The sequence below is a fragment of the Colwellia sp. BRX8-9 genome (assembly GCF_014077245.1).
GTDB lineage: Bacteria > Pseudomonadota > Gammaproteobacteria > Enterobacterales > Alteromonadaceae > Colwellia_A.
The window spans coordinates 77,423-93,185 of record NZ_JACGVN010000020.1 but is presented as its reverse complement, the minus strand read 5'-3'; the positions used below and the strand labels follow the sequence as shown (position 1 = coordinate 93,185).

General features: G+C 38.8%; 13 protein-coding genes. 11 read left to right on the top strand and 2 right to left on the bottom strand.

Features of this window, described 5'->3' with window-relative positions:
- The 3 genes from H4J70_RS21030 to envZ all read left to right on the top strand — a co-directional run.
- A partial coding sequence (locus H4J70_RS21030; RefSeq protein ID WP_139083085.1) for a hypothetical protein occupies positions 1-66 on the top strand: 66 nt, incomplete at its 5' end.
- Positions 67-592: 526 nt separating this feature from the next.
- The gene (gene ompR, locus H4J70_RS15800) at positions 593-1,318 is read left to right on the top strand and encodes a two-component system response regulator OmpR (RefSeq protein ID WP_070375641.1); all 726 of its coding nucleotides are present in this window, start codon (positions 593-595) and stop codon (positions 1,316-1,318) included.
- Between the two features lie 58 nt (positions 1,319-1,376).
- Entirely contained in the window at positions 1,377-2,672 is a 1,296-nt protein-coding gene (gene envZ / locus H4J70_RS15795) for a two-component system sensor histidine kinase EnvZ (RefSeq protein WP_182251432.1), read from the top strand.
- 170 nt (positions 2,673-2,842) lie between these two features.
- Here envZ and pckA read toward each other — a convergent pair whose 3' ends face one another.
- Positions 2,843-4,453 (bottom strand): phosphoenolpyruvate carboxykinase (ATP), encoded by a 1,611-nt coding sequence (pckA, locus tag H4J70_RS15790; RefSeq protein WP_070375643.1) that lies wholly within the window; start codon positions 4,451-4,453, stop codon positions 2,843-2,845.
- A gap of 473 nt (positions 4,454-4,926) precedes the next feature.
- Positions 4,927-7,491, bottom strand: a complete 2,565-nt coding sequence (locus H4J70_RS15785) for a penicillin-binding protein 1A (protein ID WP_182213861.1) — start codon at positions 7,489-7,491, stop codon at positions 4,927-4,929.
- 185 nt (positions 7,492-7,676) lie between these two features.
- Between H4J70_RS15785 and H4J70_RS15780 the strand changes: the two genes are divergently transcribed.
- From H4J70_RS15780 to H4J70_RS15745, 8 genes are all read left to right on the top strand, one after another.
- On the top strand, positions 7,677-8,756 hold the full coding sequence (locus tag H4J70_RS15780; RefSeq protein WP_182251431.1) for a pilus assembly protein PilM: 1,080 nt from the start codon (positions 7,677-7,679) through the stop codon (positions 8,754-8,756).
- Entirely contained in the window at positions 8,744-9,334 is a 591-nt protein-coding gene (locus H4J70_RS15775) for a PilN domain-containing protein (RefSeq protein WP_070375646.1), read from the top strand. Before H4J70_RS15780 ends, H4J70_RS15775 begins: the two co-directional genes overlap by 13 nt.
- Positions 9,331-9,939, top strand: a complete 609-nt coding sequence (locus tag H4J70_RS15770; protein ID WP_182213857.1) for a type 4a pilus biogenesis protein PilO — start codon at positions 9,331-9,333, stop codon at positions 9,937-9,939. The genes H4J70_RS15775 and H4J70_RS15770 overlap by 4 nt, the downstream gene beginning before the upstream one ends.
- The gene (locus H4J70_RS15765; RefSeq protein WP_070375648.1) at positions 9,936-10,475 is read left to right on the top strand and encodes a pilus assembly protein PilP; all 540 of its coding nucleotides are present in this window, start codon (positions 9,936-9,938) and stop codon (positions 10,473-10,475) included. The genes H4J70_RS15770 and H4J70_RS15765 overlap by 4 nt, the downstream gene beginning before the upstream one ends.
- A complete protein-coding gene (locus tag H4J70_RS15760; protein WP_182213855.1) occupies positions 10,475-12,532 on the top strand; it encodes a type IV pilus secretin PilQ in 2,058 nt (685 codons plus the stop codon). Before H4J70_RS15765 ends, H4J70_RS15760 begins: the two co-directional genes overlap by 1 nt.
- Positions 12,533-12,689: 157 nt before the next feature.
- Positions 12,690-13,208, top strand: a complete 519-nt coding sequence (aroK, locus tag H4J70_RS15755; RefSeq protein WP_070375650.1) for a shikimate kinase AroK — start codon at positions 12,690-12,692, stop codon at positions 13,206-13,208.
- 32 nt (positions 13,209-13,240) lie between these two features.
- Positions 13,241-14,305 carry a 3-dehydroquinate synthase gene (gene aroB / locus H4J70_RS15750; protein WP_182222463.1) on the top strand — a complete coding sequence of 355 codons (1,065 nt, stop codon included), beginning with the start codon at positions 13,241-13,243 and terminating at the stop codon, positions 14,303-14,305.
- Between the two features lie 23 nt (positions 14,306-14,328).
- The gene (locus H4J70_RS15745; protein ID WP_182251430.1) at positions 14,329-15,729 is read left to right on the top strand and encodes an SPOR domain-containing protein; all 1,401 of its coding nucleotides are present in this window, start codon (positions 14,329-14,331) and stop codon (positions 15,727-15,729) included.
- Positions 15,730-15,763 lie beyond the last annotated feature (34 nt).

Genomic DNA, 15,763 nt, shown 5'->3' with positions numbered 1-15,763 from the left:
CGCTTCGCTATCCGTGAAGGTGGTCGTACTGTTGGTGCTGGTGTTGTATCTAAAATCATCGCATAATTGCAGATTTTAGTTCTCACGAGAACTTAAAGAAAAGACGCTTAGGCGTCTTTTTTTATCACTAAATTTTAGTGAAATTGTCAAACAGTCAAAACTGTCAAAGCTGCTAACACAGAGCAGGTGTTGTATCGCTGTACCTGAAAGAAGCATCGCATAATTGCAGATTTTAGTGCTCACGAGAATTCAAGAAAAGACGCTTAGGCGTCTTTTTTTATATCTAGATTTTAGTGAAATAGTCAAAACAGTCAAAGTTACTAACACCGAGCAGGTGTTGTATCGCTGTACCTGAAAGAGGCATCGCATAATTGCAGATTTTAGTTCTCACGAGAATTCAAGAAAAGACGCTTAGGCGTCTTTTTTTATATCTAGATTTTAGTGAAATAGTCAAAACAGCCAACTCCGTATGGCTGTAAACGGTCAAACTTCATAAATTGTAACAAATACCTTAACTTTAATTCTTAATAGCAGCTTTATTATTACTTTTTTTAGATTATAGTGAACAAATGATTGTTATAGGATGACCCCAATGAGTAATGAAACTAAAAAGATATTAGTAGTTGATGATGATATGCGCCTTCGAGCGCTTTTAGAGCGATATTTAGTTGAACAAGGGTTTGCCGTGCGTACTGCGGCGAGTTCAGAGCAAATGGATCGTTTACTTGAGAGAGAGAACTTTCACTTGTTAGTCTTAGATTTGATGTTACCTGGCGAAGATGGCTTATCTATATGTCGTCGCTTACGTCAACAATCTAATGATATGCCAATTGTCATGCTAACCGCCAAAGGCGATGAAGTTGATCGTATTATTGGTTTGGAACTCGGTGCTGATGATTACATGCCAAAACCTTTTAACCCAAGAGAATTATTAGCGCGAATTAAAGCTGTGTTGAGACGCAGGGTACAAGAAGCTCCTGGCGCTCCTTCACAAGAAGAGAACATTGTTTCTTTCGGTGAGTATCAACTTAACCTTGCCACTAGAGAGATGGTAAAAGGCGATATTAATATGCCTTTAACGAGTGGCGAATTTGCTGTTTTAAAAGCCCTGATCACTCACCCGAGAGAGCCACTGTCTCGTGATAAACTGATGAATTTAGCGCGTGGTCGTGATTATTCAGCTTTAGAGCGTAGCATTGATGTACAGGTTTCACGTTTAAGAAGAATGTTAGAAGTAGATCCGGCAAAACCTCGTTATATTCAAACGGTTTGGGGTTTAGGCTACGTCTTTGTGCCTGAAGGTAAAGAAGTCAATTAGTGCGTTTAACACCGTTACCTACCTTATATAAGCGAAGACCCTACTATGGATGTAAACCATGAAAATATTGCCACGTAGTGCCTTTGGGCAAACCGTACTCTTGATTGGTTTTTTACTATTGATTAATCAAGTTGTTTCTTGGGTATCTATGGTTTATTACATCATCCAACCTAATACTCAGCTAACTAATGAGTTGTTAGCAAAACAAGTACGGGTTGTGCTTATTGATATTGATGATGATCTGCTTAGAAAGGCATTCTCAAGATCATTTCAAGAAAAAACGGGCATTGAAGTTTATCGTGAAAGTGACGCATTATCGTCAGGGTTGGCAGAAGCTACCTATCTTGCGCATCGCTCTAAAGAGATGTCAAAATTACTTGATGGCGATACTGAACTGAGACTGACCCAAGGAGGGGAGCAATATATATTCTGGATCAGGCCTCCGCAAGCGCCACATTATTGGATCAGAATTCCCCTTTCAGGTCTAGAAGAAGCAAACTTTTCTCCGCTTACAGTGGTGTTAATGTTTCTGGGCCTATTAAGTGTCATTGGCGGTTGGTTGTTTGTTCGGCAAATAAATCGTCCTTTAAAAGCATTACAAAAAGCCGCAGAAGATGTCGGGCGTGGCGAGTTTCCTCAGCCATTAGCCGAGTTAGGAACCACTGAAATTGTTGCGGTAACTCAAGCTTTTAATCATATGTCTCGAGGTATAAAACAGCTCGAAGACGATCGTAACTTATTGATGGCCGGAATTTCTCATGATTTACGCACGCCATTAACCAGAATTCGCCTTGCGGCGGAGATGATGTCAACACAAGATGAGTTTTTAAAAGAGGGTATCGAAGGCGATATTGATGATATGAACAGTATTATTGATCAGTTTATCGACTACATTCGCCATAACAGTAAAGATAAGCCTGAGCTTTGCGATCTCAATCACTTAATTAATGATGTGATGCAAACCGAACTTATTTATGGTCGGCAGATAAATTTTTCAGAGCAAGAACTACCTGAAATACCGCTACGCTTTGTTGCGATGAAGAGAGCGGTTGCTAATATTATTCAGAATGCCTTACGTTACTCTGATGGAGATATTGATATTATTACCGGGATTTCAGCGGATAAAAAGTCAGTGTATTTCTGTGTGTCTGACAACGGCCCTGGTATTCCTGAAGAAGATATAGAACGTTTGTTCCAACCTTTTACGCAAGGGGATAAAGCGCGAGGCACAGAAGGAAGTGGTTTAGGCTTAGCGATAATAAAGAAGATAGTGAATACTCATGGTGGTGATGTTCTGTTAACTAACCGTGCTGAAGGCGGTTTATCAGCCAAGGTTTTATTACCCATTAAATAAATTTTCTGAAATTCACATAGTAACCGTGCGTTGCACAATGGACTGATGCAATAGAAGGCATGTCTCACTAAGAATGGTCATGCTGTGATGACTGTTCATCCTGAACAGAAAAAAGCCGCTAAACGTTAAGTTTAGCGGCTTTTTAGTGATAACATTTAAATATTAAGTCTTTATAGCTGAGGTCCAGCATCGACTAATGACTTACCATTATCAGTATCAGTAAACTTACTAAAGTTTTTAACAAAGCGCTTAGCTAAATCTTCTGCTTTAGTGTTCCACTCTTCTTTATCTGTGTAAGTATCACGAGGGTCAAGAATATCGCCTTCAACCCCTGCAACACTCGTTGGGATTTCTAAATTAAATAACGGTAAAACAGTAGTTTCAGCGCTATCTATAGAACCATCTAGAATCGAATCAATAATCGCACGAGTAGCCTTTATTGAGATACGTTTACCCGTACCATTCCAACCGGTGTTAACTAAGTAAGCTTCAGCACCAACGGCTTGCATACGTTTACGTAGAACTTCAGCATACTGAGTAGGGTGCAAGCTTAGGAAGGCTGCGCCAAAACAACTTGAGAATGTCGGAGTCGGCTTGGTAATACCACGCTCAGTTCCAGCAAGTTTAGCTGTAAAACCAGATAAAAAGTAATATTCAGTTTGTGCGGGGGTTAACTTTGAAACAGGTGGTAATACACCAAAAGCATCGGCAGTTAAGAAAATAACTTTTTTCGCATGACCAGCACGAGAAATAGGCTTAACAATATTTTCAATATGATCAATTGGGTAAGACACACGGGTATTTTCAGTTTTTGAGTTATCATCAAAATCAATTTTACCGTGTTCATCAACGCTAACATTTTCTAATAATGCATTTCGACGTATCGCATTATAAATATCAGGTTCATTTTCTTTGCTTAAGTTGATCGTTTTAGCGTAACAACCACCTTCAAAGTTAAACACACCATTATCATCCCAGCCATGTTCGTCATCGCCGATAAGTTGACGCTTTGGATCTGTAGAAAGCGTTGTTTTACCTGTACCTGATAAGCCGAAAAATACCGCTACATCGCCTTCTTCACCGACGTTTGCACTACAGTGCATTGAAGCAATACCTTTTAAAGGTAATAGGTAGTTCATCATTGAGAACATACCTTTTTTCATTTCTCCGCCGTACCAAGTACCGCCGATCAATTGAATTTTTTCAGTAAGGTTAAAGGCAACAAAGTTTTCAGAGTTAAGACCTTGTTCTTGCCATTTATCGTTAGTTGTTTTAGCACCATTCATTACGATGAAATCGGGTTCGTAATCTTTCAACTCTTCATCTGAAGGGCGAATAAACATGTTTTTAACAAAGTGAGCTTGCCATGCAACTTGAGTGATAAAGCGAACTTTTAAGCGTGTATCGGCATTAGCACCACAGTAAGTATCGACAACAAATAAACGCTGTTTAGAAAGTTGAGTAGTCACTAAAGTCTTTAAATGATCCCAAGTTTCTTGCGTCATTGGTTTGTTATCATTCTTACCTTGATCAGACCACCAAACCGTATCACGGCTAGTATCATCACGAACAATATATTTATCTTTAGGTGAGCGACCGGTAAAAATACCCGTATCGACGTTAACCGCACCAAGTTCGGTTTCTATGCCTTTATCAAAACCAGTCAGTTCAGACTTAGTTTCTTCAGCAAAGAGTAACTCGTAAGACGGATTGTAAACAATCTCGGCAACATCATTGATGCCATATACAGATAAATCAATTGAGCTTTCTAAAGAAGCCATAGCGAATACTCTCCTAAAAGTACGACAGTGAACATTTTGTGTTAAACATGTTTGAGAACGCAATTTTAGGCGATTATTAGACAAAACGAAAGCAAAATTTCTTTCGTTGTGAAAGTTTTCACTATAACTTTCATTTATAGTGGTAGGGGGGAAGATACGGTGACTGAGTAATTAAACTAAATATTTTACCATTAGAACCATGTTAATTTATTTTAATTGTTTTATTACAAGAACTTATTGCTGGTTTTGCTTTATGGGAGAGACTGTAGATTATGCTGTTGATTCGCATAATCTACAGTGAATTTATTTTTGTAAAAGGAACAAAACAATTAAATAAATGTTTTGTTCTGTAAGGAATAAGTTGCAAATGAAAGTTATAAAAGTCAAAAGCTGACAATAGCGACAAGTTACAGCAAGTATCTCACTAACATTTGTCAGGCGACTAATGATATTGGAAGAAAATTACTGCCTGGTTAAAATATATCGCCGTTACTACTCTCATCAAAAATACGTGAGCCATCAAGTATTTCACTACTATTATCTTGTGTTACCGATTCTGTTGGCGCGGTGCCAAACTGAAAGTATTCAAAAAAGCTGGTTTTATCTGTTTTATTGGTCAGTTTACCGCTGCTTTTATCAATGCGTACTGACACTATATCAACAGGCTGAATAAAAGGTTCTTCAGGATGAGCAACTAATGCAACTTCCATAAAGTCTATCCAAGCTGGTTGTGCTGATTTTGCACCAGCTTCGCCACCGGTAATTTGATATTTATCGAGATTGCTATTATAACGTGTTTTACCCAAACTTCTGCCAGGGTCATCAAAGCCTACCCAAGAAGTAGTGACCAATCGACGGCTAAAGCCTGAAAACCACGCATCTTTTGATTGATTTGTTGTCCCTGTTTTTCCTGCAATATCATGTCGTTTTAATGTTTGTGCGCGCCATCCTGTTCCTCGCCAAAACGGTTTCATTTGATAATCTGAACCCCAAATTGCCGCATTTAATGCTTGTGTCACTAAAAAAGCGTTCTGCGGGCTAATCACTCGTTCAGCTTTAATAAGTGGACGTAGGTCTTTTTCAGCTAAAAGCTCAAGCGGGACTGAGGAATTATTAATATCTCGTTGCTTAATTTCTAGTGAACATATGTCACAGGCAATAGCTGGATTTGCTTGGAAGAGGACTTTACCAAACGAATCTTCTATTCTATCAATTAAATAGGGTCTGATTAAATAGCCGCCGTTCGCGAAGGTTGCAAATCCGGTGGCCACTTCTAATGGTGTTAGAGATGCAGAGCCTAGAGCAAGTGTTTCGTTTCGTGGTAAATCGTTGGGTACAAAGCCAAAGGCTGCTAAATGCGGAATTATTTTGTCTAATCCAACCGCTCTTAATAGTCTAACGGCGATAACATTTTTAGATTGTGCAAGTGCTAATCGAACCCGAATGTCGCCGTTATAAATAGGGGGAGAGTTTTCTGGACGCCAAACTGAACCTGAACTTTCATCCCATTGGTTAATTGGCGCATCATTGACAAGTGTGGCTAAGGTAAAGCCATTATCTAAAGCGGCGGAGTAAATAAAGGGCTTTATGTTAGAGCCCACTTGTCGTTTTGCCTGTGTAACTCGATTAAACTGGCTTTGCTGAAAGCTAAATCCGCCAATAGCTGCTTTTATCGCACCATTATCTGTTGATAAAGAGACGAGAGCAGAACTCACTTCTGGTAGCTGGCTTAATGTAAAACCCTGCGCGGTTTTAATAACAAAGACAACATCGCCATATTGGAGTATTTCATTGGCAAGCTTAGGTGCAGCGCCCTGTTTTTCATCATTAATAAATTCGCGTGCCCACGACATGCCTTGCCATAATATATCGCCTTCTTGCAAAGTGATGTGGTTATTATCTTGATGACCTAAAAATTTAATCGTCGCTGACTGTTCAGCAATACCTGTGATCACAGCAGGAAAAAGTGTTTGATAATTATCGATTTTATTAAGCGCTTTGATAACTTCATCATCGCTGAGCTCAGCTACCTTATCAATAGTACTTGTATTTTCAGTTAACTCTGGGCGTAAAGAAACGACTGCGCCACGATATCCATGTCGCAAATCGTATGACAGTAAGTTATCGATTACTGCTTTTTGTGCTGCTCTTTGAAAATCTGAGTTAACCGTTAGATAAACATTGTAGCCACCGGTATAGGCAAGCTCTTTTCCATAGAGATCGACCATCTCTTGGTGTGCCATCTCTGCTATGTATGGCGCATTCAACTCAATTTCTACACTGTGTCTCTTGCCGGTAATAGGGGCTTGGTTTGCTTGTTCCATCTCTGTTGAGTTGATATAGCCTGCGCTATACATACGCTGTAAAACAATTGCGCGATTGGTCTTGGCGTTATCAGGCGAACTTATAGGGTTTCTGTTAGAAGGTGCTTTAGGTAAACCAGCAAGTACCGCTATCTGTGCCAGTGTTAAGTCTTTAACATCTTTACCGTAATATACTTGTGCTGCTGCGCCAAAACCAAAGCTACGATGACTTAACGGTATTTTATTCATGTACAGGGCGAGTATTTCATCTTTTGTGAGTAAACTTTCAATATGGAAAGTTAAAAATATTTCACGGATTTTTCGAGTGTAGGTTACTTCAGAGGATAAGAAAAAGTTTCGTGCCACTTGCATGGTAATGGTACTTGCACCCCCTTTGTTTTGTCCCATCAGTTTACCGAGTACAGCTCTGCCTAGTCCAATTGGGTCGACGCCAAAATGTGAATAAAAGCGATCGTCTTCACTGGCTAAAATGGCGTTAATCAGTTGTTGTGGAAATTCGTTAAGCTTTAAGGGGATGCGTTTTTTTTCGCCAAACTGATTGATTAACTTATTATCGGCACTAAAAATTTGCATCGGCGTTTGCCATTGCATGTCTTTTAATGAAGTCACACTGGGCAATTCACTGCGCATTGATAAATATAAAGCGGCTAAAGACAAACAAGCTAAAAATATAAAGATTAGCCCTACTTTTATGAGACGTTTAAATAAAAGCACTAAATTTTTCTCTCAATATTGGACAAAAAAACGATTAATAACACTAGTATATCCTTTAAAAGCATGTAATAAATGTATTTATCTCAGGTTTATGCCTAATATAAAGCAATGCAATAATGTTTATTTAAATTTATTTATTTAAATTGTGTCGTTATTAGTGAATTTACTCATATTAGTAGGATGTTATGCTCAGCAGTCTTTTTAAAAAGAATACATCTTTAATAGTTGGTATTGATATTGGTTCTCATGCAATAAAAGCGGTTTTGTTAAGTCAAGACGATGAAGGGTATGTGCTGGAAGCATTAGCAACAGAAGTTATGCCCCGTGGCGCTATTATTGACCGAGAAATCCAAGACATTGATGCCGTTGGCAAAGTTGTTACTAAAATCAGAAAAGAAATTACCTCTTCAGTCAATCAAGCTGCAGCAGCCGTTTCTGGACAAACCGTTATTACTAAAGTTATCTATATGGACGTTAATTTGTCTGAGCACGAGCTCGCCAGTCAAATTGAAATTGAAGCCGATAGTTTAATTCCTTACCCTTTAGATGAGGTTAGTTTAGATTTTGAAAAACTGGACATTAATGAATCAGACCCAACCAAGGTTAATGTTTTATTAAGTGCTGCTCGAACCGAATCAGTAGAAGCGAGAGTTGCGGCTTTAGAATTGGGAGGATTTCAAACTAAGGTTATTGATGTTGAGTCATATGCCGTGAGTCGAGCCTACGATTTAAGTTTATCGCAATTACCCGATGATGCTAAAGACAAAACGGTTGCTATAGTTGATGTGGGCGCGGTGATGACCTTGTTTTCGGTGACTGATGCTGGCGCACATATTTATAGCCGGGATCAACTCTTTGGCGGCGAACAATACACTCGATCAATTGTTTCATATTATAATCAAACCTTTGAAGAAGCCGAGCATGCCAAAATAACGAATGACTTGCCGCCTAATTATACCTTTGAAGTTTTAGGACCGTTTCACACCATTTTTACACAGCAAATTCGCCGTGCAATACAAATGTTCTTAACCTCTAGTGGGAAAAAGAAAGTAGATTATATTATTGTTTCAGGTGGTAGTGCTAATGTTGAAGGTCTTGAAGCCTTGTTAATTGAAGAATTAGGTATCCATACTATTATTGCCAATCCTTTTAAATCGATGACCGTTGCCGACAGTGTAGATAAAGATGTGTTAGATAAAACCGCCGCTCAATATATGGTAGCAGCAGGTTTAGCATTGAGGAGCTTTGTTTCATGGCATTTATAAATCTACTCCCATGGCGCGAAGAAGCCGAAAAAGCCAAACAACGTGAGTATTTTACCCTACTTACTATTGTTGCCGTAATCGCCTTCGCACTGGTTTTTATTATTAGTCAATTTTACCAAATGCGTATTGATGGTCAAAATTCACGTAATCAGTTTTTAAAAACAGAAATTGCTCTTCTAGACGCCCGTATTATAAAAATTAAAAACTTAAACGAAAAGAAAAAAGAATTACAAAAAAGAACTCAAGTGGTTGAACAACTTCAGCGCAGCCGAAATGTGGGTACCCAAGTTTTTGATGAAATAGCTAAAATAGTGCCAACAGGTGTTTATTTGACCCGTCTTGAAAAACAGGGCAACAGTATTAACATCGTTGGCAAAAGTGAATCGAATAATCATTTAGCGAATATGATCCGTGAAATAGAGCGCTCGGTGTTATTTACCGATGCAATTTTAGAATCTATTACGACCAATGAAGCAAAAAACAAATTATTGAGTGACTTTAAAATGCGGGTGCGTATTAAAGGCTTATTAAATAGTGGAGATGACGGAAAAGTCATCACTAACGGAGGTAAATCATGAACATAGATTTAACTCAATTCTTTGAACAATTTGAAGGTTTAGAGGCTGATAACGTTGGGCAATGGCCAAAAGCTGCCAAAATAACATTAGCCGTTTTTATCGCTATCGTGGTTTTGGTGTTAGGTTATTTTTTATTAATCAGTGATAAAATAACAACACTCGATAATTACGCGGCGGAAGAAGTTACACTAAAAAGCCAATATCAAATAAAATACCATGTTGCTGCCAATTTAGAGTTATTTGAGCAGCAAATGAAAGAGGCAGAGGCCTTATTTGCCAATCAATTAAGAAGTTTGCCTGAAAGTCATGAAACCCCTGGCTTACTTGATGATATAACTTTTGTTGGGACAACAAGTGGGCTGAAATTTGTTAAGCTTAATTGGCAGCCAGAAATAACCCGTGAAATTTATATTGAACTTCCTATTGATATTGAAGTGGTTGGTTCTTATCATGAGTTTGGTAACTTTGTCAGTAAAATTGCTGGGTTACCTCGAATTGTTACTTTGCATGACTTTGATGTCGACATTAACAATATGGAAAATGGTTTGCTGGGTTTAAAACTACAAGCAAAAACTTATCGTTATCGAGAGGCTGAAGAAAAATGAAAAAGTCAGTCTTATTTATTGCGCTTGTTATCAGTGTCAGTGGTTGCTTTGATGATACCAGTGATTTACGAACCCATATAGCGACAGTGCAGGCAAATACACCTAATGTTATTAAACCTATGCCGGTAATTTCAAAGTTTGGTCATTTTGACTATTCAGCGCAAGGGTTACGAAGTCCATTTGATAAACCAGAAGTTGAAGCAATCCAACAGAAAATTCAACAGATGTCAGGATGTTTGAGTCCAGATCCTCGTCGCCGTAAGCAGCCCTTGGAAAAGTATCCGCTCAGCAATTTATCAATGCGAGGAACTTTAGGAGAACAAGAGATTATTTGGGCACTTGTTGAGGCCTCTGATGCAACCTTACATCGAGTTGCTGTTGGAAGTTATTTAGGGTTGAATCATGGTCGCATTACAATGGTGAATCCATTTGATGTTAAAGTTAGAGAATTAATTGCTGATGGCGCTGGTTGTTGGGTCGAACGTGAGACGACACTTAAAATGGTCAAGTCAGGTACAGAGGGGCAAGGGAAGTAATGTTGCTATTTAATAAAATAAAAACTAATCAGTCAGTTACATTAACGGTAACGCGAAGTGTTATCACCGCAGTGATGCTCTATTCTTTGGCTTTTTCGGCATGGTCTAGTGATCTAATCGGTATTAAATATAATACTTTACAGAACGATGAAATAGAGTTGCAGTTTGAACTCACCGAAACCATTGTTAATCCACCCGTGATGAAAACGGCGATGAATCCTGCTCAAATTAGCATTACCTTTGATGCGAATGAGTTTAATGAAAAGTTATTAAAAACCATTGTTGAACATGCCGGTGTTAGTCATGTTAGCGTGCAAAAATTAGCAGGAAAAGTGGTTGCTACGGTTCACTTAGATCAACTGTCAGTTTTTGATATTAAGCAAAATGGTAAGTTCTTCTCATTAATTCTCAATAAAGGTGTGGGCGACTCGCCGATTACCCAGGTCAATCCATTAGGTAATACCTTTATTAACAACATTGATTCGATAGATTTTCGTAATGGTGAAAACAATGAAGCACAAATACTGGTTTACCTTGACGACAGTATGGTTGCTGTTGATGTGACAGACAAACTCGGCAAGCTGTATATCGAATTCCATAACACCCAAATTATTGATGATTTACTTTATAAATTAGATGTTACCGACTTTGGTACGTTAGTTACTGGCATCGAAACCTTTAGAGAGGGACGTAATGCCAAGTTTATTGTCGATATCAATAGTGATTTTACTTTTAAGCATCAACAGATTAATAATGTTTTTTCATTAACCGTTGTTAAAAATGATAAGGCGCCCGGTTACTTAGAAGAAGATGGTGATTTTAGTGGTCGCGCTATTTCTTTAAATTTTCAAGACATTCCTGTTCGTACCGTTTTACAAATTATTGCTGATTACAATGGCTTTAACTTAGTGACCAGCGATAGCGTCTCTGGAAATGTGACTTTGCGTTTAGACGGCGTGCCATGGGATCAGGCCCTGGATATTATATTAAAAGTTAAAGGCTTAGATAAGCGTATGGAAGGCAACATTTTAATGGTTGCTCCGAGCGACGAACTTTCTGCCCGTGAAGCACGTGATTTACAAGCTAAACAGCAAGTCGCTGAACTTGCGCCACTCTACTCTGAATACGTACAAGTAAATTATGCTAAGGCAACCGACTTTGCTAACTTAATTAAAAATGATGACAACAGTATTTTGTCAACACGTGGCAGTGTCAGTGTTGACGAGCGAACGAATACCTTATTAATTCGTGATACGGCGAAAAGTATCGAAGATATAAAGCGTATGGTCAATGTTTTAGATATTCCTGTACGACAAGTGATTATAGAAGCGCGTATGGTCACAGTGAAAGACAGCATTAATGAAGAGTTAGGTATACGCTGGGGGGTTACTGATACTGACGGGGAATATGCGGGCTCTGGCTCCTTAGAGGGGGCTAATTCTGCAGCAAGTGGACTGGTACCTAATTTAGCTGACCGATTAAATGTTAACTTACCCGTAGCAAACCCAGCAGGTAGTATTGCTTTTCAAGTGGCGCGATTAGCCGATGGTACTATATTGGACCTTGAGTTGAGCGCGATGGAGAAAGAAAACAAGGGTGAAATTATCGCAAGCCCAAGAATTACTACGGCAAATCAAAAACAAGCGTATATTGAACAGGGGGTCGAAATTCCCTATCAAGAAGCATCATCAAGTGGCGCGACATCAACCCAATTTAAAAAAGCTGTGCTTAGTTTAACGGTAACACCACACATTACCCCAGACGATCGTATTATTCTTGATTTAGTTGTTACTCAAGATACCGTCTCTGATGTACAAAGTGGCCAAGCACCCGCAATTGATACTCAGCGAATAGGTACACAAGTGCTAGTTAATAATGGCGAAACGATTGTTCTTGGCGGAATTTATCAACAAGCAATTATCAGTACAGTATCAAAAGTACCTGTTTTAGGCGACATTCCCTATTTTGGTTGGCTATTTAGAAATAGCAACAACTTTAATGAGAAAAAAGAATTATTAATTTTTGTGACACCACGCATCGTAACTGAGCGTTTTTAAACAACTTTGTGAGTTACTGAGTAATTTCATTTTATTTTCGTCTTAGTTAACTTGCAATGTACACCGAACAATTGCGATAATTACGCCCTCAAAATTTTCGGAGGGGGTTCCCTCATATTTGTAAACGTAATTATTTATACGAGCTGAAGTTAATCTAATGGCAGAAAAACGTAATATTTTCCTTATCGGCCCTATGGGCGCTGGTAAAAGCACAATTGGTAGAGAATTAGCTGATAGGCTACATCTTGAGTTTTTTGACTCTGATCAGGAAATAGAGCGCCGAACAGGTGCAGACATCGCATGGGTTTTTGATCTTGAAGGCGAAGAAGGCTTTCGTAAAAGAGAAGAAGGTGTAATTGAAGACCTAAGTGAAAAACAAGGTATTGTTTTAGCGACTGGTGGTGGTTCAGTGATAAGTACACAAGTACGTAATCGCTTATCGGCACGAGGCATAGTTGTCTACTTAGAAACAACTATAGACAAGCAAGTGGCTCGTACGCAGCGTGATCGTAAACGTCCATTGTTGCAAACCTCTGAAGAACCACGCACAGTACTTGAGAATCTAGCAATAGAACGCAATCCTTTATATGAAGAAATTGCTGACGTTATTGTAAAAACAGATGATCAAAGTGCTAAAGTTGTTGCCCATAAAATTGTTGAGCGCTTAGATTTCTAAAAGCGGCTAGGCACTCAAAAAAAGACCTAAAAATGACAACGCTAAATGTTGAACTCGGTACACGCAGTTACCCCATCTATATTGATAGCGGACTATTAACTAATAATAGTCTGCTTACTCAGCATATTCGTGGTAAACGAGTATGCATCGTTTCTAATAATATTGTTAAGCCGTTATATCTTGCTACTTTAAAAGCAAAATTAAGCGCTTTCGACGTTGACGAAATAATATTACCTGATGGCGAAGCTCAAAAGTCACTTGCAAACTTTGATGTGATCATGTCACATTTATTGGCCAATGGTCATGGGCGAGATTCGACATTAATTGCTTTAGGCGGCGGTGTTATTGGTGATATTACCGGCTTTGCAGCCGCATGTTACCAACGCGGAATCAACTTTATTCAAGTTCCAACCACATTACTTTCACAAGTCGACTCTTCTGTCGGTGGTAAGACAGCGGTTAATCATCCTTTAGGTAAAAACATGATTGGCGCTTTCTACCAGCCAAAAGCTGTTCTTATTGATATTGATAGCCTTAGCACTTTACCTATCCGCGAATTCAATGCGGGCATGGCTGAGGTGATTAAGTACGGTATCTTAGGTGATAGTGATTTTTTTGCTTGGTTAGAAAGCAATATTGAAAAAATAAAATCAGCGGATAAAAACACACTGATTGAAATGGTTAAAACTTGCTGTCAATGCAAGGCAGATATTGTTGCCGCTGATGAGACCGAATCCGGCGTAAGGGCATTATTGAATTTAGGCCATACCTTTGGTCATGCTATCGAAGCCGATCAAGGTTACGGTAACTGGCTTCATGGTGAAGCTGTCGCTACTGGCATGGTACTTGCCTCTAAGTTATCAGTAGCAATGAATTTGCTTGAAGCGTCAGATCTTCGTCGTATAGAAACATTAATTGCCGCGTTTGATTTACCATTAACAGCGCCTGAAAGTATGGGCTTTGAAGAATTTATTTGTCACATGCGTCGTGACAAAAAGAATTTGGCAGGTGTATTACGTTTAATCGTACCCACCGCTATTGGTCAATCAGAAATGCGTGATGATATTAGTGAGGAGATGCTTCAACAAATTCTGTAATTTTAATACAGAACAGGTGAAACATGTCTGCACAAGCACATGCCACAGAATATAACGCTCCACAAAGTGTAACAACCATTAGTGCTAACGCACGCGTTGATTATATTTTACGCTTTTCAAAGCATGCCGTTTTGGTTGTTGACCAAGATGCCAATGTTTATTCTCAAGTAGCGAGTCAGTTTCTTGGCTCTTTGGGTAATGATCACAATGCTGCTTTTATCGCTATATCACCTAAATTAAACGATATTCAAATTCGCTGTCGTATTGTTGAGCAACTTTTCGCTGACACTCTATTTGATCCTGAGCAGTCTTTAGCTGTTAGCTTGATCAATTTATCTAAGCAAGAAAAGCAAACCATTGATATTGTCATCGAACACGCCCAGTTTCTCTCCGTACAAATTTTACATGAGCTATGTCAATTAACTGACATAGCTAAAAAAGCCAATTATGCAATCAGTGTGCTTATGCTTGGTACGCCAAAAGCTGGACTTTTATTGGCGCAAAATAAATCACTATTCCATAAAAAAATCTCAGTTTTATCTGGAGAAACAGGTCAGTTATTAACCCTTAACTCCAAAGCATTCAAAGTGAAGACATCACTTTTTACCTTCAGCCGTTTTACGAAGTGGACCTTAATTTTTATCTGTTTCGTGATTTGCTTAGGGGCAACAGGTTATTGGTTGTTCCAACAAGATGTTTTTAGTGCGAACACCCAGCTTAAATTAAAAATGGTACCAGCAAACTCGACCAGTATTATTTCAGCCTATAATAATAAAAATGTGAGTGCTTCAGCGAAGAGTGAAGATATATTTCTTTCGTTAACCGCACCCGACCCAGGGGTAAAGGTTCTAATTAGTCTACCGGCAGAGCCAAATGATATCGTTCAAGCGATTGTCAACGCAGAAAAAGACGTCGTTGAGTCGATAGAGCCAATAGCCACCGATAAAGTTAAGCGCTTTGCATCGTTCCTTGATAAAAAAGGGGATACTGAAAATAAAGCTTCTGTTACCTTATCAACGGGTAAAACCGTAATAGAGGCTTTATCCGTTAAAAAGTCAGAAAATAAAGTGACACCCCTGATTACGCAAGCCGCTATTCCAGTAAACTCGATTGAAGATGTTGGCGCCCAAGCCAGTTACTATATAAGCGCACCATCGGGCTTTGTTATACAAATTGCTGGTTTTACTCGTCTTTCCGTATATCAGGAGTTTATACCTGATTTTGTCGGTCTCAAGATTAAAAGTTACTACCGACTATTTAACCAACAACCTATGCTAATGATAACCTCTGAGGTTTTTGAGACTCGTTTGGCCGCAGAAAAGGCTGTTACGTTACTGCCAAGTAGTATTAAAGTTCATCAGCCGTGGGTAAAGTCACTTCAAGCAATTAATAATGAAATCAATGCTTATCAAGACTCCCAATAATAAGCTAATCAGGATACAATTCGTTTTCTATTTT